The organism is Pseudomonas sp. S4_EA_1b, assembly GCF_016307435.1.
GTDB lineage: Bacteria > Pseudomonadota > Gammaproteobacteria > Pseudomonadales > Pseudomonadaceae > Aquipseudomonas > Aquipseudomonas rhodesiae.
Window position 1 is genome coordinate 22,777 of sequence record NZ_JAEILC010000156.1, and the last position, 22,186, is coordinate 44,962.

Sequence of the window (22,186 nt, forward strand, 5' to 3'; positions counted from 1 at the left end):
GAGGAGGCCCTCTCCCACACTTGGAACACCGGGCATCAGTCATACCCTGTGAAAGGGGAATTGCCTGTGGGAGGAGGCCCTCTCCCACACTTGAAACACCGGGCATCAGCCATACGCTGTGGAAGGGGAATTGCCTTTGGAAGGAGGCCCTCTCCCACACTTAGAGCACCGGGCATCAGCCATACCCTGTGGGAGGGGGCTTGCCCCCGATGGCGGTCTTTCAGTCGCCGTAGATATCCGACTTGAAGTACTGCTGCGAGATTTTCTGATACTCGCCACTGGCGCGAATCCCGTCGATGGCACTGTTGAGTTCGCCGACCAACGCGGCATTGCCCTTACGCACCGCGACTCCCGCGCCTTCACCCACGTATTTCGGGTCTTTGAGTTCCGGGCCGACAAAGGCGTAGCCCTTGCCCCGCGGCATCTGCAGGAAGTCGTTCAATGGGATGGTGTCGGCAAAGATCGCATCCAGGCGCCCCGCCGCCAGGTCCATGTAGATTTCTTCGTTATTGCTGTAACGCTTGACGTTAATGCCCTTGGGCTCGAACACCTCGGTGGCGTAACGGTCGGTGGTGGTGGCGCGCTGCACGCCGACGGTCTTGCCCTTGAGGCTGGCGTACTGGTCATCCACCACCGCGCCGTCCTTCATCACCAGGCGCGATGAAGTGAAGTAGTACTTGTGGGTGAAATCCACCGACTTCTTACGGTCTTCGTTAATGGTCATGGACGACAAGGCCATGTCGATTTTCTTCACTTTGAGGGAAGGAATCAGGCCATCGAACTCGCCTTCGACCCACACACACTTGACCTTCATCTGCGCACACAGGGCATTGCCGATGTCGTAGTCGAAGCCGACGATCTTGCCCTCCTCGGTCTTGGAGGCAAACGGCGGATATGCCGCTTCGATGCCAATACGCAGGGTCTTCTCGGCGGCCAGCACATGGCTGGACGCAAACAGGCTGAGGGCCAGGGTGGGGATCAGGGCGCGTTTCTTCATGGAGGTATCTCGCAAGTTGTTGTGGGTTTTGGCAAGAGTGAAGAAAAAATGCAGCATTGCTTTTGTACTTATAAATCCATACTGGACTTTTATGTACAACCCGTCAAATCCACCTCGTCGCTCCCCTCCCCTGTACTAATTTGAACGATCAGGCCCGCCGCTGCCTCAATACTCAAGGACGACCTGGAGGCAAGCGCCATGGCAGCAAACAAGCGTCAAGCGTCGCAACCATCCGATTGGGATGCACAACTGGCGAGAAACACCGAACTGTTTTTCGAAGCCGACCGCCTGGAGCAGGCGGCCTACGACATTATCGGCACCAGCCTGGCGGATGCCGCCGCGTGGTTGCGCTTTACCGAGGCCAAGCAAGTGGCCGACGCTAAGCGCACCGAGGCATATCAGGACCTGATGCGCATTCGCCGCGCCATGGAGCAGGAACGTGCCGACCCGCGTCCGCCCAAAACCGCGGAGCAAAAAAAACCCGACGGCACATGACTGCGCGGTCGGGCAAACGAAGCGACCAGCTTCAATAACGGGGTTTGACGGCTTTCCAATCCGGCTGATAGCGCTGCATCTGTTTCACGTCATCGCGCTGGCGGATACCGCAGCTCAGGTACTGATCATGCAGCTTGCCCAACTGGTCATGGTCCAGCTCAAGACCCAGGCCGGGGGCGCGGGTGAGCTGCACACAACCGTCGACAATCGGCACTTTGCCGCCCTTGATCACCTCCTCGTCCGGCTCTTGCCAGGGGTAGTGGGTGTCGCAGGCGTAGTCAAGATTGGGCACTGAAGCCGCCACATGGGCCATCGCCATCAGGCTGATGCCCAGGTGCGAGTTGGAGTGCATCGACACGCCCAGGCCGAAGGTCTGGCACATCCTGGCGAGCACCTGGGTGTCACGCAGGCCGCCCCAGTAATGGTGGTCCGCAAGCACGATCTGCACACTGTTTTGCGCCACGCTGCGGCGAAACTCATCAAAGTCGGTGACCACCATGTTGGTCGCCAACGCTAACCCGGTGCGTTTGTGCAGGTCGGCCATGCCATCGAGGCCGGGGGTCGGATCTTCGTAATACTGCAGGTCGTCGCCCAGCAACTCGGCCATGCGGATTGCCGTGTCGAGGGACCAGTTGCCATTCGGGTCGATGCGCAGCGGCACGCCTGGGAAGGCTTTTTTCAGCGCCTTGATACACGCCACTTCATGCTCGGGGTCCAGTGCACCGGCCTTGAGTTTGATGCTTTTGAAACCGTAGCTGTCGATCATGTGCCGGGCCTGGGCGACGATCTGCTGCTCATTAAGCGCCTCGCCCCAGTGGTCGGGTGCGTAGGGCGAATCGACATGCTCGGCGTATTTGAAGAACAGATAGGCACTGAAAGGGATGCGTTCGCGGATCGCCCCACCCAGCAGGTCCACCAGTGGCACATTCAAGGCATGGGCTTGCAAGTCGAGTAAGGCCACTTCGAACGCCGAATAAGCATTGCTCACGGCTTTGCTGGCGTGGGAACCCGGTGCCAGTTCGGCTCCGGGCAGGCTTGTGGGTGCGTGGGCGGCGACGGTGGCCTGGACGATAGCGCGCAGGCCGTTGAGGTTGAACGGATCGAGCCCGATCAACTGCGGTTGCACCCGTTGCTGGATCGCCAGCGCCGGGGCATCGCCGTAGCTTTCGCCAAGGCCGATATAGCCGGTGTCACTCTCCACTTCGATGATTGAGCGCAGGGCAAAGGGTTCATGGATACCGCTGGCGTTAAGCAACGGCGCATCGCGAAAAGCAATCGGGGTGACGGTGACGCGGACGATTTTCAAGAGGCGGCTCCCTGTGGGCCTGGACGCAAGGCGTGATGATGGGCGGACGTGGGCGGCACACCGCCGTGCGGCGCGGTTCGGGCAAAAAACACCAGCACCGCCGCCACCAGCGAGGTCGCTGCCAGGCCATACAGCCCGCCCTCGATGGAACCAGTGGTCTGCTCAAGCAGGCCGAAGGTGGTAGGCGCAACAAAACCTCCGAGGTTGCCCACCGAATTGATCAAGGCGATCACTGCTGCCGCGATCCGCGCATCCAGATAACCCTGGGGGATGGGCCAAAACAGCGCCGAGGCGGCTTTGAATCCAATCGCGGCAAAACAGATCGCAACAAAGGCGAACACCGGCCCGCCAACGGTCGACATAAACATGCCCAGCGCCGCGATCACCAGCATCAGTGCGACCCAAGCCTGCTGGCGCCTCCACTTGCTGGCCAGGGAAGCAAAGCCGTACATCGCGACGATGGAAATCAACCACGGAATTGAATTGAACAGGCCCACCTGGAAGTCCCCCAGGTTGCCCATTTTCTTGATCATGCTCGGTAGCCAAAACGTGGCGCCGTAGATGGTCAGGGCGATCGAGAAGTAGATGAAACAAAACAGCGCGATCTGTCTGTCGGCCAACAGCTTGAACATCGACGGGCGGCTGACCTGGGCGGCTTCACGGGCCTGCTGCTCATGGTCGATGGCGCTGACCAATGCGTATTTTTCTTGCGCGCTGAGCCAGGTCGCCTCGCGGGGATGGGACTGCAGCCAACACCACACAAACCCGCAGAGCACGATGGAGGCAAACCCCTCGATCAGGAACATCCACTGCCAGCCGTGCAGGCTCAGGCCCCTCACGTTCAACAGCGCACCCGACACCGGCCCGGAAATCACCGAGGCGATGGCCGAGCCGCTCAAAAATACCGCCATGGCCTTGCCACGCTCGGCGGCCGGCAGCCACTGGGTGAAGTAATAAATGATGCCGGGGAAAAAACCCGCTTCGGCGGCGCCGAGAATAAAGCGCAGCACGTAGAAACTCGTCTCGCCCTGCACAAAGGCCATGGCCATCGCGGCCGCGCCCCAGGTGAACATGATGCGCGTCAGCCAGGCCCGCGCGCCGTAGCGTTGCAACAACAGATTGGACGGCACTTCGAAAATCGCATACCCAATGAAGAACAACCCGGCCCCCAGACCGTAGGCCGCTGCGCCAATTCCCAGGTCGGTCTCCATGTGGCTGCGCACAAAGCCGATGTTGACCCGGTCGATGTAGTTGACGATAAACATCACCACGAACAGCGGCAGCACATGGCGCTTGACCTTGGCGGCCGCGCGGGCAAGCACGGCGGGGTCCGGCGGATTGTGGAAGGTATCCAAGGGCGACTCCCGATGATTGTTTTTGTAGGGACGCATCGATCATGGACGTCGGTCATTGTTCCCGTCTAATCTAACTTGGCATGGGATTGATACCGGGATTAGATCAATGTTCGAGTTGACGCAACTGCGCTGCTTTACCACGGTGGCCACCGAGCTGAATTTCCGCCGCGCCGCCGAACGCCTGAACATGACCCAACCGCCGCTGAGCCGGCAGATCCAATTGCTTGAGCATCATTTGGGCGTGGCGTTGTTTGCGCGGACTACCCGCAGCGTCACCCTCACCGCCGCCGGCCGGGCGTTTTTCATCGAAGCGCAGAACCTGCTCGAACGCGCCCAACAAGCGGCAATCACCGCGCGACGCTTCGCCGAAGGCGACATTGGCACGGTCAATATCAGCTTCGTCGGCAGCGCGGTGTATGAGTTTCTGCCCAAGGTGATTGCCGAAGCGCGGCTCAAGCAGCCCCAGGTCAAAATCGACCTGTCGGAGATGAATACCTATCAACAATACGAAGCCCTGCGCGCACGGCGCATCGACCTGGGCATCGTGCGCGCGCCGTTGCTGGAACCGGGCTACGCCACCGAATGCCTGGTGCGCGAGCCCTTTGTGCTGGCGGTGCCGAGCGCGCATCGCCTGGCCCATGCCGAGTCGGTCAGCGTGCAGGACCTGGACGCGCAACCTTTCCTGATGTACGCCCACGCCGCTTACCCGCCGTTCAACGAACTGCTTACCGGCCTGCTGCGCTCGGCGCGCGTCGCGCCGGACTACGTGCAATGGCTGGGCTCCTCACTGACCATCCTGGCCCTGGTCAATGCCGGCATGGGCCTGGCCCTGGTACCGCGCTGCGCCAGCAGCGTGGTGTTCAAAAACGTGGTGTTCCGCGACATTGATCTAGGCGAAGGGGCGCAGAGCGAACTGCACCTGATCTGGCGCGAAGACAACGACAACCCAGCATTCGCAATGCTGCTGGAGGGCATCCGCAACGCCGTGCGCGAGGGTTGGGCCTGAACGCGAGGCTACCTGCACGAATACATTGACAGCCGACAGTCATCCAATCCTCTCGAATACTTGCCTGATCCTCCGAACTTTCAGGTGCTCGGATAGATAGCCCTGGCGCAGTCGACTAGAGTTCGACGATGGGCGATCTATCGCCCTCCCTATAAGAAAAACCGTACCCCTAACCGAAGATCAGCAGGTGAGCCAGCCATGGAGCTACGAATCAACCAGAAGACCTACCAGGTCGATGCCGACGCCGACACGCCGTTGCTGTGGGTGATCCGCGATGACTTGGGGCTGACCGGCACCAAGTACGGCTGCGGTCTGGCTCAATGTGGCGCCTGCTCGGTGCTGGTGGACGGCAACGTGGTGCGTGCGTGCGTGACGCCGGTGGCCGGGGTAGTGGGCCGTGAGGTCACTACCATCGAAGCGATCGAAGCCGATGAGGTCGGCAAACGCGTGGTCAGCGCCTGGGTCGAGCATCAAGTGGCGCAGTGCGGTTACTGCCAGTCCGGGCAGGTGATGGCTGCCACGGCGCTGCTCAAGCACACCCCGGCGCCCACGGTGGAGCAGATCGATGCGGCGATGGTCAACCTGTGCCGCTGCGGCACCTATAACGCCATTCACGCCGCCGTGCAGGACCTGGCCACCGGGAAGGAGCACGCCTGATGAACACGCCTGAACTGATCCCCGGCCCGCCCCTCGGCGAACCGATCAACCTGTCCCGGCGGCGTTTTCTGGCCAGTACCGCCGTCGGCGCGCTGGTCATTGGTTTCGGCCTGCCGCTGGGCGCGTCCAGAGCCCAGGCCGCTGCCGGCGCAAGCGCCGAGCGCGGCACCCAGGTGCCGGCGTTTCTGGAGATTCGCCCCGACGGCAGCGTGCGCCTGCTCAGCCCGTTCATGGAAGGCGGCCAAGGCACCCATACCGCCATGGCGCAAATCGTCGGCGAAGAGCTGGACGCCGACCCCGCCACTTTCATCGTCGAAGCCGCGCCACCCGGCGACGCCTATGTGGTGATGGAAAACGGCATGCGCATCACCGGCGGCAGCATGTCGGTGCGCATGAGTTACCCGACCATGCGCCGCCTTGGCGCCCTCGCCCGCGCCATGTTGCTGCAGGCCGGTGCCGAACAGCTCGGCGTGCCGGTGGCACAGTTGACCACCCAGCCAGGCCGCGTGGTGCATGCCGCGTCCGGCCGCTCGCTGGGCTACGGCGAGTTGGCCGGCCGCGCCCTGGACATGCCGGTGCCCGACCCGGCCAGCGTCACCCTGCGCGACCCCAGCCAATTCCGCTGGATCGGCAAACCGGTCAAACGCGTGGACGCCTATGACAAGTCCACCGGCAAGGCCCAGTACAGCATCGACCTGAAAGTCGACGGTATGCTCCATGCCGCCGTGCAGCACGCGCCGCGCCTGGGCATGACGGTCGGCGGCCTGCGCAACCAGGCTCAGGTGGAGGCCATGAAGGGCGTGCATTCCGTGCATCAATTACCCGGCGCGGTGGCGGTGGTGGCCGAGCGTTGGTGGCATGCCAAGCGCGCGGTGGAAGCGATCCAAGTGGACTGGCAGGAACCGACTGCCGACTCAACGGTGCGAGCGATGCCGGCGGATTTTTCCAGCGACGCTTACCGTGATTTCCTCGCGGCCCAGCAAGGCCCGGCCCGTGACGATGAAAACGAAGGCGATGTGGCCGGCGCGCTGTCCAGCGCCAAAACCAAGGTCGAAGCGACCTACCACAACCAATATGTCAACCACGCGCAACTGGAGCCGCCGTCGGCGCTGGCGCGCTTCAACCCGGACGGTTCGCTGGATATCTGGCTGCCCAACCAGGCGCCAGACATGTTCCGCGCTGACATTGCCAAACGCACCGGCCTGGCGCCGGAGCGCATTCATCTGCATTCGCCGCTGTTGGGCGGTTTCTTCGGTCGGCACTTCCTGTATGACTCGGCCAGCCCCTACCCCCAGGCCATCGCGCTGGCCAAGGCGGTAGGTCGCCCGGTTAAGTTGATCTGGAGCCGTGAGGAAGAATTCCTGCGCGATGTCTTGCGCCCGGTGGCGGTGGTCAAGTTCCGCGCCGCGCTGGACGCCGACGGCCTGCCCGTGGCCATCGAAGCAGTGAGTGCCACCGAAGGCCCTACTGAAGCCATTGCCGGCAAACAGGGCGACAAACTCGACCCCACGGCGCTCGAAGGGTTGTCGGGCAAGAGTTACGCGATCCCCAACAAGCGCATCGCGCAGATCTACGTCAAAGGCCCGGCCATGCTCGGCTACTGGCGTTCGGTGGGCAATTCCCTCAACGACTTCTTCTACGAAGCGTTCCTCGACGAGCTGGCCGACAAAGGCGGCCGCGACCCGTACGACCTGCGCCTGCACCTGCTGCGTGACAATCCGCGCCTGACCACGCTGCTCAAGGCGGTGGCCGAGTTGTCCGGCGGCTGGAAGCGCGGCCCCTACACCGCCGAAGACGGCACCCGCCGCGCGCGGGGCGTGGCCATGGCTTCGCCGTTCGGCTCCCATGCGGCGGTGATCGCCGAGGTGTCGATCGACAAAGGCCAGGTCAAGGTCCATCACATCTGGGAAGCCATCGATCCGGGCAGCATCGTCAACCCGGCCATCGTCGAGGCGCAGGTCAACGGTGCCGTGGCCCTGGGCCTGTCGCAAACCTTACTGGAAGAAGCGGTGTATGTGGACGGCAAGCCACGGGCGCGCAATTACGACCTTTACCCGATCCTGCCACCTTCGCGGATGGCCCAGGTGCATGTGAAGATCGTGGAAAGCGGCGAAAAAATGGGCGGCATCGGCGAACCTCCGCTACCGGCGGTGGCGCCAGCGGTGGTCAATGCCGTGGCGCAACTGACTGGCCAGCGCGTGCGCAGCCTGCCATTGAGCCGACACACTTTCAGCTGACCGACCGAGACCGCCCATGAATAACCGATTCGCAAGAACCCTCGGCTGGTTGGCCGTGCCCTGCCTGGTCGCCGCCGGCGCGCTGGCGTGGTATGTCACCCGCCAGCCTGTTACCGCGTTCGAGCAGGCGCCAGCCGCCGAATTTGACCCTGCCCTGGTCAGCCGTGGCGAGTACGTCGCGCGCCTGAGCGACTGCGTGGCCTGCCACAGCCTGCCCGGCAAGGCGCCGTTCGCCGGTGGCCTGGAAATGGCCACGCCGCTGGGTAATATCCACGCCACCAACGTGACCCCGGACCCTACCCATGGCATCGGCCGTTACAGCCTCGCCGACTTCGACCGCGCGGTGCGTCACGGCGTAGCGCCGGGCGGGCGGCGGCTGTACCCGGCCATGCCCTACCCCTCCTATGCCAAGCTCAGTGACGATGACGTGCGGTCGCTGTACGCCTTCTTTATGAAGGGCGTACAACCGGCCAACCAGGCCAACCTCCCCAGCGACATCCCCTGGCCGCTGAACATGCGCTGGCCGATTGCGCTGTGGAACGGGCTGTTCGCGCCAAACACCCCCTATGCGGCCAAACCGGCCCAGGATGCGTTGTGGAACCGTGGCGCCTACATCGTCCAGGGCCCCGGCCATTGCGGCAGTTGCCACACCCCGCGCGGCCTGGCCTTCAATGAGAAAGCGCTGGACGAAGCCGGTAAGCCGTTCCTCGCCGGCGCCCTGCTCGACGGCTGGTACGCCCCCAGCCTGCGCCAGGACCCTAACACCGGTCTGGGCCGCTGGAACGAGGCGCAGATCGTGCAGTTCCTCAAGACCGGCCGCAACCAGCACGCGGTGGTGTACGGTTCGATGACTGAAGCGTTCAACAACTCGACTCAGTTCATGAGCGACGACGACCTGGCGGCCATCGCCCGCTACCTCAAGTCACTGCCTGGCGACCCACAGCGCGACGGCGCACCCTGGGCCTATCAGGCCGTGGCCGCCAACGCCCGCCCGGATGCTCCCGGAGCCCACACCTACGCCACCCGCTGCGCCTCCTGCCATGGCCTGGACGGCAAAGGCCAGCCCGATTGGATGCCGCCACTGGCGGGCGCCACTTCGGCCCTGGCCACAGAAACCGCCTCGGCCATCAACATCACCCTCAACGGCGCCCAGCGCGTAGTAGCCGCCGGCGTTCCGGACGCCTATCGCATGCCGGCCTTCCGCGAGCAACTGTCCGACCAGGACATCGCCGAAGTGCTGACCTACGTGCGTAGCACCTGGGGCAACCACGGCAGCGCGGTCGAGGCCAAGGACGTGGGCAAACTGCGCGAGCACACCGATCCGGCGAGCAGCACGCCGATCATCTTGCAGATGCGCTGATCTGCGGCGTCACACCAACGAGCGGGCAAGCTCTGCAGATGCAAAGCTTGCCCGCCAAGGCCGCAGCACTGCCGCGCCTAACGGCCTACTGCCTCATCCAGAAAACGCGCCACGCCTTTCAACGCGTATTCAGCGGCAAGCACCTGCACCTGTTCGCGCGAACCGATGAAGCGTTCCTTGCGGCTGAATACCTTGACCGCGCCGTTGAGGTGATAAGCCCAGGCAAAGCACACGGTGCCCGGTGGAATGCCGTCGATGCTGTCAGGCCCCAGCAGGCCGGTAGTGGCAACCGCCACCTGGGCAGGGCTGTCGCGTAAGGCACCCTGGGCCATTTCACGGGCCACTTCGCAGCTGGTGAGGTTGAACGTCTTGATGGTGTAGGCACTGACGCCCAATAAGCGTTGCTTGGCCTCCTCGGAATACACCACGTACCCGCACTCGATACATGCACCACTGCCCTCGACTTGGGACAGCAACGTAATGATCTTGCCGGCCGTGCACGACTCGGCGGTGGTGAGCAGCAAGCGGTGTTGTTTCAGGCAGTCAATGGTGGCTGCGGCGATGGACATGGTCTTTCCTCCTTGCAAAAGTCTTCGGCCCGCACACTGCGTGCGCTGATAGAGCTAGACGGCGTCACTCATAAGGAATCACGGAGATCTTGCCGTTGCGTTCAAGAATGGCGAAGCGGATCTGCCGCAGTTCGACGATGCCCTGGGCAGAGCGCGCGGCCTCCAATACATCCTCGGCATCCAGCCGGGCACGCTTGAGGCGTTCGGGCAGCAAACGGCCATGCTCCACCAGCACCGTTGGCCCGCCATCGAGTACCCGGGCCAACCAGGTGAACCGTTGTTTGATCAGGGACAACCCGATGTCGATGGCGATCAGTGTCGCAATCACCAACACCGCATTGGTCAGGGAAAAATCATCGCCCAACAAGGCTTGCTGGGTGGCCTCGCCGATGACCATCAGCAGCACCAGATCGAAGGTGGTGAGTTCGGCCAGGGAGCGCCGACCGGCAATTTTGAACAGCACCATCAGCACCAGGTAAATGGCGGCGGCGCGCAACACTGAATCCATGTGTACCCCTAGGGATAAATGAACTGAGAAAATTGCAGCGCCGCCCCTGCGCCCAGCGCCACTTGAGTGTCGAAACGGCCTACGCCGTCACTGCGCAGATTCAGACGCAAAACTGCCTGGCCATCTGCGTCGCTGAGTACCCACAGCTTGACCCCCTGACCCGCCGCGCTGGCCTTGAGCGGTTGTGGTTGCAGCATCTCGACGTTGAACCCTTGGAGCAACTCGCCTTCGATGCGCGCCTCAAGCGCGGTGTTGGGTTGACCGCGTAAGTGGATCACCAGCGTGTCGGATGCACCGTTACGCAGGAAGCGTTGATGCTCCACGCGCACCTGACTATCGGCACTGTGCACCTGGGCCTCACTGAGCGGCCCTTTTGAAAACAAGCCGCCCAAGGTCAACGCCACCAACAGCAGCAACCCGTACCAGCCCCAACGCTCGAAGCGCCAGACTTTGCGCTGAAGAGCCATGTCTTCGCGCACCGGGTCACGGCGACTGCACAGTTCGCCCTGAGGCTCTCCGCTCTCCATGTCGTTATCAACCTTTGCTGTGTTCGGGTGACGACGGCCCCTTGGTCACACCCCGCGGACCGGCAATGCTCCAGATAACCGCACCGACCAACGGCAGCAGGATCACCAATGCGGTCCATCCCAGCTTAGTGCGCGAGGTTTTGCTGCTGCGCCAGACGCTGTTGATGATCCACAGGTCGAGCAATACCAGAATGACGGCCACGCCTGCCCAGAAATAAGTGGTTTGCATACGGCACCTCCTATTCAGTGATGCACGTTTAGGCCCTGCACCGAGTGTACAGGTTCACTCTAAATGCAAGCGAAGCGGCAACTAAGCGAAGCGGCATAACAGCTATCAGTTCAATATCAAAGACCACACCGACACATTAAAAACTTATACGAAGCGGCATTAAAAAGACCATTTTGTACAAGTTATTTTGAGCAACTACCGCTCATCGCCATTTTCAAAAATTCTTCAAACATTCCCGTCAGTGCCGTTATCGGAGTTAATGCCCGTTGTTGCGATGGGCACTCATATAACCAACCTTGATTAAATAGTGGAGATGCATCATGCCTACCAGTAATAAAAACCCTGGCAACTTCGCCAATGATCATGAACGCGCAGCCGAGGCCGGGCGTAAAGGCGGCCAGGCGTCCGGCGGCAACTTTGCCAACGACCGCGAAAAAGCCGCCCAAGCTGGACGCAAAGGCGGACAGCACAGCCATGGCGGCGGCCGCACGTCGTAAGTTCGCCAGCACACGGGCGCGATACAGATGCAACTTTCGTGACGTTCTAAAGCTTGCCTATACATCAAGACTGAACAGCACGCTTAACCGATTAGCGTGCGCCAAAGGCAACTTCACTAATGAAAGCTGCATAACCTTTATAACCATGAGGTAAATGACAATGAGCACTCAGGATAAAAAAGGCCAAACAAGCGTTAACGAAGCGGGCAGCAAAGGCGGCCAACACAGTGGAGGGAACTTCAAGAACGATCCACAACGGGCCGCCGAAGCCGGCAGTAAAGGCGGCCAACACAGCGGTGGCAACTTTGCCAACGACCGTGAAAAAGCCTTCCAAGCCGGACGTAAAGGAGGGGAACACAGCCACGGTGGCGGGCGCAGCAGTTGAGGCGCCAATACAGGGGAGCCACGCCGCTCCCCTGTTTTTTCTCTAAGCCTGTGTGCTGACGCCGGGCTCTAACGGCTCAGCACGCTGCAACAGCGCGCCCGGGGTTAGTCCTCAGGATTGCTCCTCGTCTTGGTGCCCTTGGATGTCTGCACGACACGCCGCCAGGATTTCATCGGCCAGCGCCGAGTCGTCCGGGCAGGCCCGTGACATGATCAACCCACCCAGCACCTGTGCCATCAACGCAAGGTTGGCGGCACGCGTCGTCGCCGGGTCTTGTTCTTCACCGTCGGCTTTTGCCGCGTGCATCGCGCTCAGTTGGGCCTCGATGCCGGCGGCAAATGCAGCGCGAACCTCGTCTTCTTTGCGTGCCGCGTCACTGCATAACGCCGCCAGTGTGCACCCCGTAGCGCGCTGATCGCGGTGTTCACGCGACAAGTAAAGGTTCACGAATGCTTCGGTTGACGCCCCCGCTGTGCGGGCGGCGGACTCTGCCAGGCCGCACGCCGACGCTTGCGCCATCAGGTCGGCCTTGGATTCGAAGTGTTTGTAGAACCCACCTTGGGTAAACCCTGCCGCTGCCATCAAGTCAGCGATGCCCACACCGTCATAACCACGCTCGCGAAACAGCGCGGAGGCGGTTTGCACGATGTGCGCGCGATTGGCCTGGGCCTGTTGTTTAGAGACTTTCATCGTCCACCTGAAACTTATCCGTACAGGCCGCAAGCATACATTGATGTCGACCAACATCAAAACGTTGACTTTTTAGATTTCGGTCGTAATCATTAGCGCAATTCCCCATCACTGCGGCATTCCTTAGGATACTCACCATGACTTCGCTCCCCGCTGTTCTGATCACTGGCGCCTCCTCCGGCATCGGTGCTACCTATGCCAAGCGCTTCGCCCGCCGTGGCCATGACCTGGTGCTGGTGGCTCGCGACAACGCGCGCCTGGAAACACTGGCCGCGCAACTGCGCGAGGAAAACGGCGTGGCCGTGGAGGTGTTTCAGGCCGACTTGACCCAGGCCGCCGACCTCGCTGCGCTGGAAACCCGCCTGCGAGAGGACGCCCGTATCGGCATCCTGATCAATAACGCAGGCATGGCGCAGTCCGGTGGCATCGTTGACCAGAGTGCCCAGGCGCTCGACCAATTGATCGCGCTGAACGTGGTGGCGCTGACGCGTCTGGCCGCCGCCGTGGCACCGCGCTTTGCGCAGACCGGTAGCGGTTCGATCATCAACCTGGGCTCGGTGGTGGGTTTTGCGCCTGAGTTCGGCATGTCGGTGTATGGCGCGACGAAGGCATTCGTCCTGTTCCTGTCCCAAGGGTTGACCGTGGAATTGGCCGCCAAGGGCGTGTACATCCAAGCCGTTCTGCCCGCCGCCACCCGCACCGAAATCTGGGAACGCGCCGGCATCGACATTAACGCACTGCCGGAAGTGATGGACGTGGATGAGCTGGTGGACGCGGCGCTGCTGGGGTTCGACCGCCGCGAGCCAGTGACCATCCCGCCGCTGCACGTCGAAGGTCGTTGGGATCAACTGGATCAGGCGCGCCAGGGGCTGCTCTCGGATATCCGCCAGGCGCGCGCCGCCGAGCGGTATCAGGCGCAGTCCTGAGCAAACGTCATTAGCCGCTCATTTCCTTCAATGGCATCGGGCCCAAGGCAGTTTTGAAAGCACTGGCCTTCAAACGCTACGGCAAAGCCCCGGATATTGGCTTTGAACAGGTGCTGAGCGGCTATGAGGGCGTGAAAAAGCCGCGGGGTGCTCAAACCCGACGGCCAGATCGCTTCGGCCCACTGGACAAAACCCTCGCCACGTCACGCCGCGTTCATTATTCAACCTCCGGCGCCCAGCGGCGAAACAGCACGCTGGCGTTCACACCGCCAAATCCGAACCCATTCGAGAGCGCATGGGTAATTGGCAACTGTCGCGAGTTCAGGGCGACCAGATCAAGGCCGTCGGCTGCCTCATCGGGATGATTGAGATTGAGCGTGGGTGGCACCACTTGGTCGCGAAGCGCTAGCACCGTAAACACCGCTTCAATACCTCCAGCTGCGCCAAGCAGATGCCCGGTGGCGGACTTCGTCGAACTGATCGCGACACTGGCGCCGCTCCCGAAAACCGAGCGAATCGCTGCCAACTCGCCTTTGTCGCCGACCTGGGTGGAGGTTGCATGCGCGTTGATGTGCTGAACGTCGGCGGGACTCACCGCCGCCTGGCGCAGCGCCTGCTCCATGGCGCGACGTGCGCCGCTGCCGTCCTCCGGACCGGCCGTCAGGTGATACGCGTCAGCGCTGGTGCCGTAGCCGACCAACTCCGCCAGGGGCTTGGCCCCACGCCTGAGGGCATGCTCCAGTGACTCGATCACCAATAAACCGGCACCTTCGGACATGACGAAGCCATCGCGATCACGATCGAACGGTCGCGAGGCTGCCTGCGGGTGCTCGGCAAACCCCGTGGATAGCGCGCGGGCCGCTGCGAAACAGCCTAGGGTCACACGGTCTATCGCCGCCTCGGTACCGCCGCATATCGCGATATCCGCCTCACCGGCTCTGATGATTCTGGCCGCGTCGCCGATGGCCTGTACCCCTGCGGCGCAGGCCGTGACGGGAGCGCCGAGCGGGCCTTTAAAGCCGTGACGGATGGAGACGTGCCCGGCCGCCATATTGGCGAGAAAGGACGGTGCAGTGAATGGCGACAGTCGGCGAGGACCACGCGCATCGGTGGTGCGGACTGCGTCGGCAATCGCGCCGAAGCCACCCACGCCCGACGCAATGATCGTGGCCGTCCGCGCTTGGTCCGTGACCTCTGTTGGATGCCAGCCGGCCTGCTCCAGCGCTTCGTGCGCAGCCACCAATGCAAACTCGATGAAGCGATCCATCTTTTTGCGATCCTTGGCCGAGATGATGCGCTCCGGGTCGTAACCGGCGATGGCATCCTCTTCGAGAGACGGCACCTGGCCGCCCACTGCGATGCCCGTACCCTCAGTAATGTCGTCGGGCAGGTTGCGGATACCAGAACGCCCGGCCAGCAATCTCTTCCAGACTTCCTCTACTGCGCACCCCAAAGGCCCGACAATGCCGACGCCGGTGACCACGATTCGCTTTTGAGCTTCGAGATTACTCATTGAACCCTCTTCATTTTTTCAGTCGCCGCCCACGCTACAACGATGAGGTGCACGACGAGAGGACGGGATGGCGCCCCATCCACTGGGTTTGCTTACTTAATTCGCTGGCTCGGTTTGACCTGCATTGTCAGGACGGATCTTGAACCAAATGGCGTACATCGCCGGCAGGAATACCAGCGTCATAACGGTGCCGACTAACGTGCCTCCGATCAGCGTGTAGGCCAGGGTGCCCCAAAACACCGAATGGGTCAGCGGGATGAATGCCAGGATCGCCGCCATCGCCGTCAGCAGCACCGGACGAGCCCGCTGCACGGTGGCTTCGATGACGGCGTGAAATGGATCCAAGCCTTCCTGAGCGTTGTGATGGATCTGCCCAATTAAAATCAGCGTGTTACGCATCAGGATGCCCGACAGCGCGATGAGACCAACCAGGGCGTTGATACCAAATGGTTGATGAAACATCAGCAGGGTCGGTACTACGCCAATCAGGCCCAACGGTGCGGTGAAAAACACCATGATCATTGCCGAGATCGAACGTACCTGAACGATGATGATCAGCAGCGTCAGGGCAATCATGATGGGTAGCAACGGCACTATCGCCTGGCCGGCCTTGCCCGACTCCTCGATTGCACCCGCTTGCTCGATCCGATAGCCGTTGGGAAGCGTGTCGATAATCGGCTGCAGTTGCTTGACGATCACACCCGACACATCGGGTGGTTGAAGGCCTTCGTCAATATCGCCGCGCACGGTGATCGTCGGTGTACGGTCACGGCGCCGGAGAATGGGGTCTTCCATACGCACATCCACCTCTGCGACCTGGGACAGAGGGATACGCTGGCCCGCCGCGCCCACCACTGTAAACCCCTCGATCCGAGCCGGATCCAGGCGGATGTCACCCGCGGCGCGCCCCACCACCTGCACTGAACGAATGTCTTCACGAACCGCTGTGATCGGCACGCCGGTCAGCAAGAATTGCAACTGCTGGGCGACTGCGCTGGAGGTCAGCCCTACCGCCTGCAAGCGATCCTGATCCAAGCGCAAATGCAAGGTCGGTGTCAGTGGGCCCCAATCGCTATTGACCGTCCTCATCAACGGGCTCGCTTGCATGACCGCTTGTACGCGCCCGGCAATCTCGCGCAGCTTGGTCGGGTCAGGCCCCATCACTCGGTAGGCGACAGGGAAAGGTGAATACGGGCCGAACACAATTTGCGTCGCCCTGACACGGGCCTCTGGGGCGAGCCCTGCAGCCACAGCCTCACGCAAACGAACCTTGAGGGTTTCGCGCGCTTCCTGTCTGGCCGTGAGCACCACAATCTTGGCGAACGATGGGTCCGGCAGTTCGGGTGCCATCGCCAGGAAGAAGCGCGGCGCGCCCTGGCCAATGTAGGCGGTGATGACTTTTGCCTCTTCCTGCTGTTGCAGCCAAGCCTCGACTTTTGCCGCGGTGGCACTGGTCTGTTCGATGGAGGTTCCGTAGGGCATTTGCACCTCGACCATCACCTCGGGACGGTCCGACGTCGGGAAGAACTGCTTCTTCACCAGCCCCATGCCCAGAACGGCTACAACAAACAACGTGATAACCGTGCCAGCCACCAGCCACTTGAGGGCGATGACCCGTGTCAGGACCCGGCGGAAGCGGTTGTAGCGGGGAGTATTGTAGATAGCAGCATGCCCACCCTCGACCGGCTTGATCTCTGGCAACAACTTCACGCCCAGGTAAGGGGTGAAAGCCACTGCGACAATCCAGGACGCAATCAACGCAATGCCCACGATCCAGAACATATTGCTGGTGTATTCACCGGCAGTGGACTGGGCAAAACCGTTGGGCATGAAGCCAACCGCCGTTACCAGTGTGCCGGAGAGCATCGGCGCGGCCGTATGACTCCAGGCATACGCCGAGGCCTTGATGCGGTCGTAGCCCTCCTCCATTTTCACCACCATCATTTCGATAGCAATGATCGCGTCATCTACCAGCAACCCGAGCGCCAGGATCAATGACCCGAGGGTAATACGGTCGAAGCTCTTTCCGGTGGCCGCCATCACCACAAACACGATCGCCAGTGTCAATGGCACGGCAGCGGCGACCACCACGCCCACACGCCAGCCCATGCTGAGGAAGCAAACGAGCATCACCACCAGCAGCGCGACAAAAAACTTGACCATGAACTCGCCTACGGCCGAGTCGATGTTGACGGCTTGATCGGTGACCTTGGTCAGGGTCATGCCCAGTGGCATGTGCTCATTGATTTTGCGGGTCTCGGCGTCCAGCGCCTTGCCCAGATCCAGGCCGTTCCAACCTTCACGCATGATGACCCCCAGCAGCAGGGCCTCTTCTGCGTTATTGCGCACCACAAAGGTGGCCGGGTCTTCATAACCACGCTCGACAGTCGCCACATCGGAAAGCTTGAGCGTGCGCCCCCGAGCCACAATCGGCGTATCGCGAATCTTCTCCAGCTTATCGAAGGCACCGTCCAGGCGCAGGAAGACTTGCGGCCCGTTGGTGTCGATCGAACCGGCCGGCGTCAGTACGTTCTGATCATTCAACGCGGCAAAGATGTCCTGAGGCGCAATGCCCAAAGTGGCCAACCGATCGTGGGAGAAAGACACAAAAATGCGCTCGGCCTGCTCGCCGATGATATTGACCTTCTTCACGCCCGGCACATGCAAGAGTTGCTGACGCAACGACTCCGCATCACGCACCAACAGGCGCTGCGGCTCGCCTTTGGCTTTGAGAGCGAACAGCGCGAACGTCACGTCCGAATACTCGTCGTTAACCAATGGCCCGATCACACCCGCCGGTAGCTTGGTGGCCTCGTCGTCGAGTTTTTTGCGCGCCTGATAAAACTCCTCCTGCACTTGCGACGGCGGCGTGCTGTCGAGCAGCGACACCATGGTGAAAGCGAGACCCGGCCGCGTGTAGGTTTCCGTGCGGTCGTACCATTTCAATTCCTGCAAACGCTTTTCAAGGGGCTCGGCTACCTGGTCCTGCATCTCCTGCGCGGTTGCGCCAGGCCACGCGGTAATGACTGTCAGCTGCTTGACCGTAAACGGCGGATCCTCCGCACGCCCCAGCTTGAAGAACGCCAGGGTGCCTGCCACCGCGATCAGAAAGATCAGAAACACCGTGATAGATCGCTCACGAACGGCGATCGCTGAAATATTGAAGCGGCCTTCGCTCATGGATGGCTCCCGGCAACGTTGGCTTGATCCTGCCCGGGCACTCGCACTTCTTCGCCATCGCGCAACAGATGGGCGCCTAACGCTACGATCTGCTCACCGACCTTGAGATCGCCTGCCACGCGCGCGGCATCGTCGCTCAACCCCAGCACTTGAACAGGGCGCCAAGAAACTTTTGCCGGTGAGCCGGCGATCACCCACACGCCTGTGCCTTTGCCTGGGTCATAAAGGGCCGCGATGGGCACTCGTAAAGCCTGCGCTTGCGCGGCGCCTTCTGCGATGCGCAGGGTAACCGTCGAACCTATCGGCGCATTGGTCAGCGCGCCCGCCAGCACGTACCGCGCCTCAAACGTGCGCGTGGCTTGGTCGGCAGAGTCGGAAAGCAGCCTCAGCTTCGCAGTCACTGCGTTGGCGGTATCTCCATAAAGCGTCGCTTGCGCAGTGGAACCTGGGGCAGGACGCAACGTCTCGGGCAGATGCACGATGGCTTCGCGCTGACCTGCGCGCGCCAGTCGAACCACAGGCTGCCCCGGGCTGACGACTTGCCCGGGCTCGGCGAGCGTCTCCACCACGACACCGTCGGAGTCGGCAAATAACACTGCGTAGCCTGAAGCATTGCGGGCAACGTCAGCCTGCGCTTCAGCGGCGCTAAGCTGCGCCTTTGCGGTATCTGCTGAGGCTTTGATCTGGTCATAGGCCGATGCAGAAATAGCGCCTGCGGCTACCAGGCTGCGGTATCGCGCCTCGTCATCGGCTGTCTGCTTGGCTCGGGCTTTGGCGGCGATGACCGACTCTTGCTGTGCTCGCGCCTGCAACCCGAGGTCTATAGGGTCAAGGCGCATAAGCGGCTGACCGCGTTTAACGCTCTGGCCGGTTTCGACCAACCGCTCAAGAATCTTGCCGGAAACCCGAAAGCCCAGATCGCTCTGCACGCGGGCCGCCACTACCCCTGTGAATGAGCGTGACGCCTCTGAGGCACCCTCAACCGTTCCGGGCCTTACCAGCGGAGCCTGCGTGCGCGGATCAACAAGATTGGAGGAGTCACCACACGCCGTCAGGACGAGAGGCAACAAGCAGGCGGCAATGGGGAAAGGTCGGAGCCGGAGCATAGGTTCCCTTATTAAATAGAGAGAGCAGGAGCGCTATATTCAGACTGGTGACCATTATTGTCAACAGTCACAAATCAAGAATCCAGCTGGACCTTAGCCGTGCAATGCCCCTTACGCGAAAGCTCTAGATGCCCCTTCACTCAGACTGGATCGGTACAAGGCGACGTTTTGCAAGGGCTGCATGTGAGGCAGTCGAGGGTTATTTTCTAGCCATGCCTGAATTTAGCTCAGTGGCCTCAATTGACAGGCTGTGACCATAAAGTAATATGGTCACAAACATCTCGCGATTCAAGGAATCTCAATGCTCTCCCTGCGCCCCGCTGCTTTTCTGATAAGCGTCACCTTGATGACAGGCTGTGCGGTCGGCCCGGACTATCGCCGTCCAGACGCCCCGCTCCCGGACCGATACTGGGGCCAGTTTTCTGTCGGGCAGAGACCAGCGGCAACGCCTGCCAGTCTCGTCATCTGGTGGGAGAGTTTCGGGGACCCACTGCTCGCCGGCTTCGTCTCCAAGGCGCTTGAGCAGAACCTCGATCTGGCACAGGCCCAGGCGCGAGTCATGCAGGCGCGGGCCGGACTCAGCGCCGCCAATGCCGCTTTGGCGCCCTCAGCAAACATCAGCGCTCAGGCCGCACGTGCCTATCAATCCATCGAGACCCCACTCGGCCAGGTGTTGAACTCAACGCCTGGCTACGATCGGTATGGGAGTTCCTACGAGGCCGACCTCAATGCCAGTTGGGAAGTGGATATCTTTGGCGGCCTGCGACGCGGACGCGAGGCGGCGCTGGCCGAGTACCAGGCCAGCGAGGCAGGCGCCGCTGCCACACGATTGGCCATCGCCGCGCAGACCGCGGATACCTACATCACTATCCGTGGGCTGCAGGCTCGATTGGACATTGCGAATCGACAAGTCAAAACCCAGCAAGGACTGCTGGAGAAAGTCCAATTGCTCTATAGCAAAGGGCTTGCCGCCAGCTACGAGGTGCGTCAAACCGAGGGGGCGTTAGCCCAGGTCCAAGCCACGGTGCCGGTCCTGCAGGCCGGTCTGGATGCTGCCATGAACTCACTCGATGTCATGCTCGGCACGCCACCCGGTACTCACCGTACGCAACTTGCCATGGTCGGGAGCATTCCGGTGGCACCGCAGTTAAAGACCTTGGGAACCCCCGCCGATTTACTGCGGCGCAGGCCTGACCTCATCGTGGCCGAGCGCCGCCTTGCCGCCTCCAACGCACGCATCGGGGAAGCGATTGCCGAGTACTACCCGAAGTTCTCGCTGAGTGCGCTACTGGGGAGCGCGACGGCGGTGTCCGCAGGCAATCTTTTTTCCGGCGGCGCCAGTCAATCGGCTGGCGTACTGGGACTGCGCTGGAGACTTTTCGATTTCGGCCGCATCAACGCCCAAATCGACCAAGCCAAAGGACAGGAAGCCGAAGCCCTGGCCGCTTACCGTCAATCGGAGCTGCGCGCCACCGAGGACGTCGAGAACGCGCTCTCCTCGCTGGTCAATCGGGACGCCCAAGCCACCACCCTAATGGGAGGCGAGACGTCTCTGACTCAAGCCCGCCAATCGTCGTTCATTGCTTATGAGAAAGGCACGGCGAGCTTGATTGACGTCCTGCACGCTGACGAGACCTTGCTTCAGGCTTCCGACGCTCGGGCACAGGCACAGACCGAATCGGCACGCGCGGCCGTCGCCACGTTCAGGGCACTGGGCGGCGGCTGGCAGCCCTCGGATACCCAACTGACGAGCCGATATCCGCTCAGGTGACGAGCGACCGGAAGATCCGCGCCCATGAGTCGTTGATGCAACAGCGCTGCTTGACGGCGATCCCTCAAGGACAGGTATATCCTGTTTATTGATGTGACTATATGAAAAAAAAGTCACTTTCTTGGCAAGCGGACAGGCCCAGTTGGACAGTGTTCGCCCACAGACTAAACGTTGATATCAGCGCAAAAAGATATACAGGGTTTGGCGTAGGCTCACGGCATCAAGCTACGCAGAATGAGATTGGAGGTGAGGACCGGAGCCACCTCGACAACATCAAGGTTGTACTGCAATAGCAACGGATTGACGAAAGGCCGTAGCGCCAGGTGGATTGCATCGACTGTTTCGTCCAACGGCGTTTTACGTTCAAACTCGCCGAGCTCTCGCCCTTCACGCACAATCTGCACGACAAAGCCCCTGATCAAGGCATCGTATTGCTGAGCGCAAGGCCAGTTTTCAGACGCTGCAAAAGCAGCGATGTCATAGAGTTTTCGCTCACTGAAGAACAAGTTCACACCGGTAGCCACCAGCGTTTTCAACAAGCGTCGTAAACGCTCGGTCGGCGTGAGACCACCAACGTTAATTTCCTGCTCCACTGCCGCGATCATTTGCGCCAGGCAATTGGCACAGATAGCTTCACCAATCGCCTGCTTGGAATCAAAAAACTTGTAGATGTACGCCTTGGAAAACCCGATTGCCTTCGCCAGATCGGAAACCGTGGTTTTGCTATAGCCGTATTGACTGAAGTGCTGGTTGGCCGCTGCGACGATCTGGTTCCGGATTTCATGATCGGCAGGACCACGGATGCTCGTGGAAGCGATGGTTGTCTTATTCATGCGGCTAGCTTACGCACCCGAAATGCGCTTGACAACGAG

General features: G+C 61.3%; 19 protein-coding genes and 2 pseudogenes. 9 read left to right on the forward strand and 12 right to left on the reverse strand.

Annotation, left to right across the window (positions count from 1 at the left end; translation table 11 throughout):
• Positions 1–220: 220 nt before the first annotated feature.
• The gene (locus YA0848_RS33715) at positions 221–997 is read right to left on the reverse strand and encodes an ABC transporter substrate-binding protein (protein WP_169903911.1); all 777 of its coding nucleotides are present in this window, start codon (positions 995–997) and stop codon (positions 221–223) included.
• A gap of 198 nt (positions 998–1,195) precedes the next feature.
• On the opposite strand from YA0848_RS33715, the gene YA0848_RS33720 reads away from it, so the two are divergent.
• On the forward strand, positions 1,196–1,492 hold the full coding sequence (locus tag YA0848_RS33720) for a hypothetical protein (protein WP_052198945.1): 297 nt from the start codon (positions 1,196–1,198) through the stop codon (positions 1,490–1,492).
• Between the two features lie 31 nt (positions 1,493–1,523).
• On the opposite strand, the gene YA0848_RS33725 is transcribed toward YA0848_RS33720, so the two are convergent.
• Both YA0848_RS33725 and YA0848_RS33730 read right to left on the reverse strand, forming a co-directional pair.
• The gene (locus tag YA0848_RS33725; RefSeq protein WP_169903912.1) at positions 1,524–2,798 is read right to left on the reverse strand and encodes a glucarate dehydratase family protein; all 1,275 of its coding nucleotides are present in this window, start codon (positions 2,796–2,798) and stop codon (positions 1,524–1,526) included.
• Entirely contained in the window at positions 2,795–4,189 is a 1,395-nt protein-coding gene (locus YA0848_RS33730) for an MFS transporter (RefSeq protein ID WP_416146535.1), read from the reverse strand. Before YA0848_RS33730 ends, YA0848_RS33725 begins: the two co-directional genes overlap by 4 nt.
• Positions 4,190–4,259: 70 nt before the next feature.
• Here YA0848_RS33730 and YA0848_RS33735 point away from each other — a divergent pair, with 70 nt between their 5' ends.
• From YA0848_RS33735 to YA0848_RS33750, 4 genes are all read left to right on the forward strand, one after another.
• Positions 4,260–5,159, forward strand: coding sequence for a LysR family transcriptional regulator (locus tag YA0848_RS33735; protein WP_034137784.1), 900 nt, complete (start codon positions 4,260–4,262; stop codon positions 5,157–5,159).
• Between the two features lie 198 nt (positions 5,160–5,357).
• Positions 5,358–5,816: a (2Fe-2S)-binding protein gene (locus tag YA0848_RS33740; RefSeq protein WP_034112956.1), complete on the forward strand. Its 459-nt coding sequence runs from the start codon at positions 5,358–5,360 to the stop codon at positions 5,814–5,816.
• Positions 5,816–8,053 (forward strand): xanthine dehydrogenase family protein molybdopterin-binding subunit, encoded by a 2,238-nt coding sequence (locus YA0848_RS33745; RefSeq protein WP_169903914.1) that lies wholly within the window; start codon positions 5,816–5,818, stop codon positions 8,051–8,053. The genes YA0848_RS33740 and YA0848_RS33745 overlap by 1 nt, the downstream gene beginning before the upstream one ends.
• Positions 8,054–8,069: 16 nt before the next feature.
• A complete protein-coding gene (locus YA0848_RS33750) occupies positions 8,070–9,413 on the forward strand; it encodes a c-type cytochrome (protein ID WP_169903915.1) in 1,344 nt (447 codons plus the stop codon).
• A gap of 77 nt (positions 9,414–9,490) precedes the next feature.
• Here the strand turns inward: YA0848_RS33750 and YA0848_RS33755 are convergent, their stop codons facing one another.
• The 4 genes from YA0848_RS33755 to YA0848_RS33770 all read right to left on the reverse strand — a co-directional run bounded on the left by YA0848_RS33755 (position 9,491) and on the right by YA0848_RS33770 (position 11,246).
• Complete coding sequence (locus YA0848_RS33755; RefSeq protein ID WP_099312866.1) at positions 9,491–9,982, reverse strand: CinA family protein; 492 nt, start codon at positions 9,980–9,982, stop codon at positions 9,491–9,493.
• Positions 9,983–10,046: 64 nt separating this feature from the next.
• A complete protein-coding gene (locus tag YA0848_RS33760; protein WP_034097307.1) occupies positions 10,047–10,490 on the reverse strand; it encodes a DUF421 domain-containing protein in 444 nt (147 codons plus the stop codon).
• Between the two features lie 8 nt (positions 10,491–10,498).
• Positions 10,499–11,017, reverse strand: a complete 519-nt coding sequence (locus YA0848_RS33765; protein WP_099312867.1) for a hypothetical protein — start codon at positions 11,015–11,017, stop codon at positions 10,499–10,501.
• 7 nt (positions 11,018–11,024) lie between these two features.
• A complete protein-coding gene (locus tag YA0848_RS33770; protein WP_034097303.1) occupies positions 11,025–11,246 on the reverse strand; it encodes a PLD nuclease N-terminal domain-containing protein in 222 nt (73 codons plus the stop codon).
• Between the two features lie 344 nt (positions 11,247–11,590).
• Here YA0848_RS33770 and YA0848_RS33775 point away from each other — a divergent pair.
• Together YA0848_RS33775 and YA0848_RS33780 are read left to right on the forward strand one after the other, a co-directional pair.
• Positions 11,591–11,743, forward strand: a pseudogene (locus YA0848_RS33775) (general stress protein); the annotation flags it as partial.
• A 199-nt stretch (positions 11,744–11,942) separates the two neighbouring features.
• A pseudogene (locus YA0848_RS33780) lies at positions 11,943–12,128 on the forward strand (general stress protein); the annotation flags it as partial.
• A 111-nt stretch (positions 12,129–12,239) separates the two neighbouring features.
• Here YA0848_RS33780 and YA0848_RS33785 read toward each other — a convergent pair.
• The gene (locus tag YA0848_RS33785; protein WP_169869082.1) at positions 12,240–12,818 is read right to left on the reverse strand and encodes a TetR/AcrR family transcriptional regulator; all 579 of its coding nucleotides are present in this window, start codon (positions 12,816–12,818) and stop codon (positions 12,240–12,242) included.
• 137 nt (positions 12,819–12,955) lie between these two features.
• On the opposite strand from YA0848_RS33785, the gene YA0848_RS33790 reads away from it, so the two are divergent.
• A complete protein-coding gene (locus YA0848_RS33790) occupies positions 12,956–13,744 on the forward strand; it encodes an SDR family NAD(P)-dependent oxidoreductase (protein WP_034097298.1) in 789 nt (262 codons plus the stop codon).
• A 217-nt stretch (positions 13,745–13,961) separates the two neighbouring features.
• On the opposite strand, the gene fabF is transcribed toward YA0848_RS33790, so the two are convergent.
• The 3 genes from fabF to YA0848_RS33805 all read right to left on the reverse strand — a co-directional run bounded on the left by fabF (position 13,962) and on the right by YA0848_RS33805 (position 19,543).
• Complete coding sequence (gene fabF / locus YA0848_RS33795; protein ID WP_047882546.1) at positions 13,962–15,257, reverse strand: beta-ketoacyl-ACP synthase II; 1,296 nt, start codon at positions 15,255–15,257, stop codon at positions 13,962–13,964.
• Between the two features lie 96 nt (positions 15,258–15,353).
• Positions 15,354–18,437 carry an efflux RND transporter permease subunit gene (locus YA0848_RS33800; protein ID WP_198712577.1) on the reverse strand — a complete coding sequence of 1,028 codons (3,084 nt, stop codon included), beginning with the start codon at positions 18,435–18,437 and terminating at the stop codon, positions 15,354–15,356.
• Positions 18,434–19,543 carry an efflux RND transporter periplasmic adaptor subunit gene (locus YA0848_RS33805; protein WP_034097292.1) on the reverse strand — a complete coding sequence of 370 codons (1,110 nt, stop codon included), beginning with the start codon at positions 19,541–19,543 and terminating at the stop codon, positions 18,434–18,436. Before YA0848_RS33805 ends, YA0848_RS33800 begins: the two co-directional genes overlap by 4 nt.
• Positions 19,544–19,844: 301 nt before the next feature.
• Here YA0848_RS33805 and YA0848_RS33810 point away from each other — a divergent pair, with 301 nt between their 5' ends.
• Positions 19,845–21,314 (forward strand): efflux transporter outer membrane subunit, encoded by a 1,470-nt coding sequence (locus YA0848_RS33810; protein ID WP_034097290.1) that lies wholly within the window; start codon positions 19,845–19,847, stop codon positions 21,312–21,314.
• A 212-nt stretch (positions 21,315–21,526) separates the two neighbouring features.
• Here the strand turns inward: YA0848_RS33810 and YA0848_RS33815 are convergent, their stop codons facing one another.
• On the reverse strand, positions 21,527–22,147 hold the full coding sequence (locus YA0848_RS33815) for a TetR/AcrR family transcriptional regulator (protein WP_034097289.1): 621 nt from the start codon (positions 22,145–22,147) through the stop codon (positions 21,527–21,529).
• Positions 22,148–22,186: the final 39 nt, after the last annotated feature.

Coding starts and splice junctions, on each gene's coding strand:
- YA0848_RS33715 (WP_169903911.1), bottom strand. CDS start 997: ATGAAGAAACGCGCCCTGATCCCCACCCTGGCCCTCAGCCTGTTTGCG.
- YA0848_RS33720 (WP_052198945.1), top strand. CDS start 1,196: ATGGCAGCAAACAAGCGTCAAGCGTCGCAACCATCCGATTGGGATGCA.
- YA0848_RS33730 (WP_416146535.1), bottom strand. CDS start 4,189: ATGCGTCCCTACAAAAACAATCATCGGGAGTCGCCCTTGGATACCTTC.
- YA0848_RS33735 (WP_034137784.1), top strand. CDS start 4,260: ATGTTCGAGTTGACGCAACTGCGCTGCTTTACCACGGTGGCCACCGAG.
- YA0848_RS33740 (WP_034112956.1), top strand. CDS start 5,358: ATGGAGCTACGAATCAACCAGAAGACCTACCAGGTCGATGCCGACGCC.
- YA0848_RS33745 (WP_169903914.1), top strand. CDS start 5,816: ATGAACACGCCTGAACTGATCCCCGGCCCGCCCCTCGGCGAACCGATC.
- YA0848_RS33750 (WP_169903915.1), top strand. CDS start 8,070: ATGAATAACCGATTCGCAAGAACCCTCGGCTGGTTGGCCGTGCCCTGC.
- YA0848_RS33755 (WP_099312866.1), bottom strand. CDS start 9,982: ATGTCCATCGCCGCAGCCACCATTGACTGCCTGAAACAACACCGCTTG.
- YA0848_RS33760 (WP_034097307.1), bottom strand. CDS start 10,490: ATGGATTCAGTGTTGCGCGCCGCCGCCATTTACCTGGTGCTGATGGTG.
- YA0848_RS33765 (WP_099312867.1), bottom strand. CDS start 11,017: ATGGAGAGCGGAGAGCCTCAGGGCGAACTGTGCAGTCGCCGTGACCCG.
- YA0848_RS33770 (WP_034097303.1), bottom strand. CDS start 11,246: ATGCAAACCACTTATTTCTGGGCAGGCGTGGCCGTCATTCTGGTATTG.
- YA0848_RS33785 (WP_169869082.1), bottom strand. CDS start 12,818: ATGAAAGTCTCTAAACAACAGGCCCAGGCCAATCGCGCGCACATCGTG.
- YA0848_RS33790 (WP_034097298.1), top strand. CDS start 12,956: ATGACTTCGCTCCCCGCTGTTCTGATCACTGGCGCCTCCTCCGGCATC.
- fabF (WP_047882546.1), bottom strand. CDS start 15,257: ATGAGTAATCTCGAAGCTCAAAAGCGAATCGTGGTCACCGGCGTCGGC.
- YA0848_RS33800 (WP_198712577.1), bottom strand. CDS start 18,437: ATGAGCGAAGGCCGCTTCAATATTTCAGCGATCGCCGTTCGTGAGCGA.
- YA0848_RS33805 (WP_034097292.1), bottom strand. CDS start 19,543: ATGCTCCGGCTCCGACCTTTCCCCATTGCCGCCTGCTTGTTGCCTCTC.
- YA0848_RS33810 (WP_034097290.1), top strand. CDS start 19,845: ATGCTCTCCCTGCGCCCCGCTGCTTTTCTGATAAGCGTCACCTTGATG.
- YA0848_RS33815 (WP_034097289.1), bottom strand. CDS start 22,147: ATGAATAAGACAACCATCGCTTCCACGAGCATCCGTGGTCCTGCCGAT.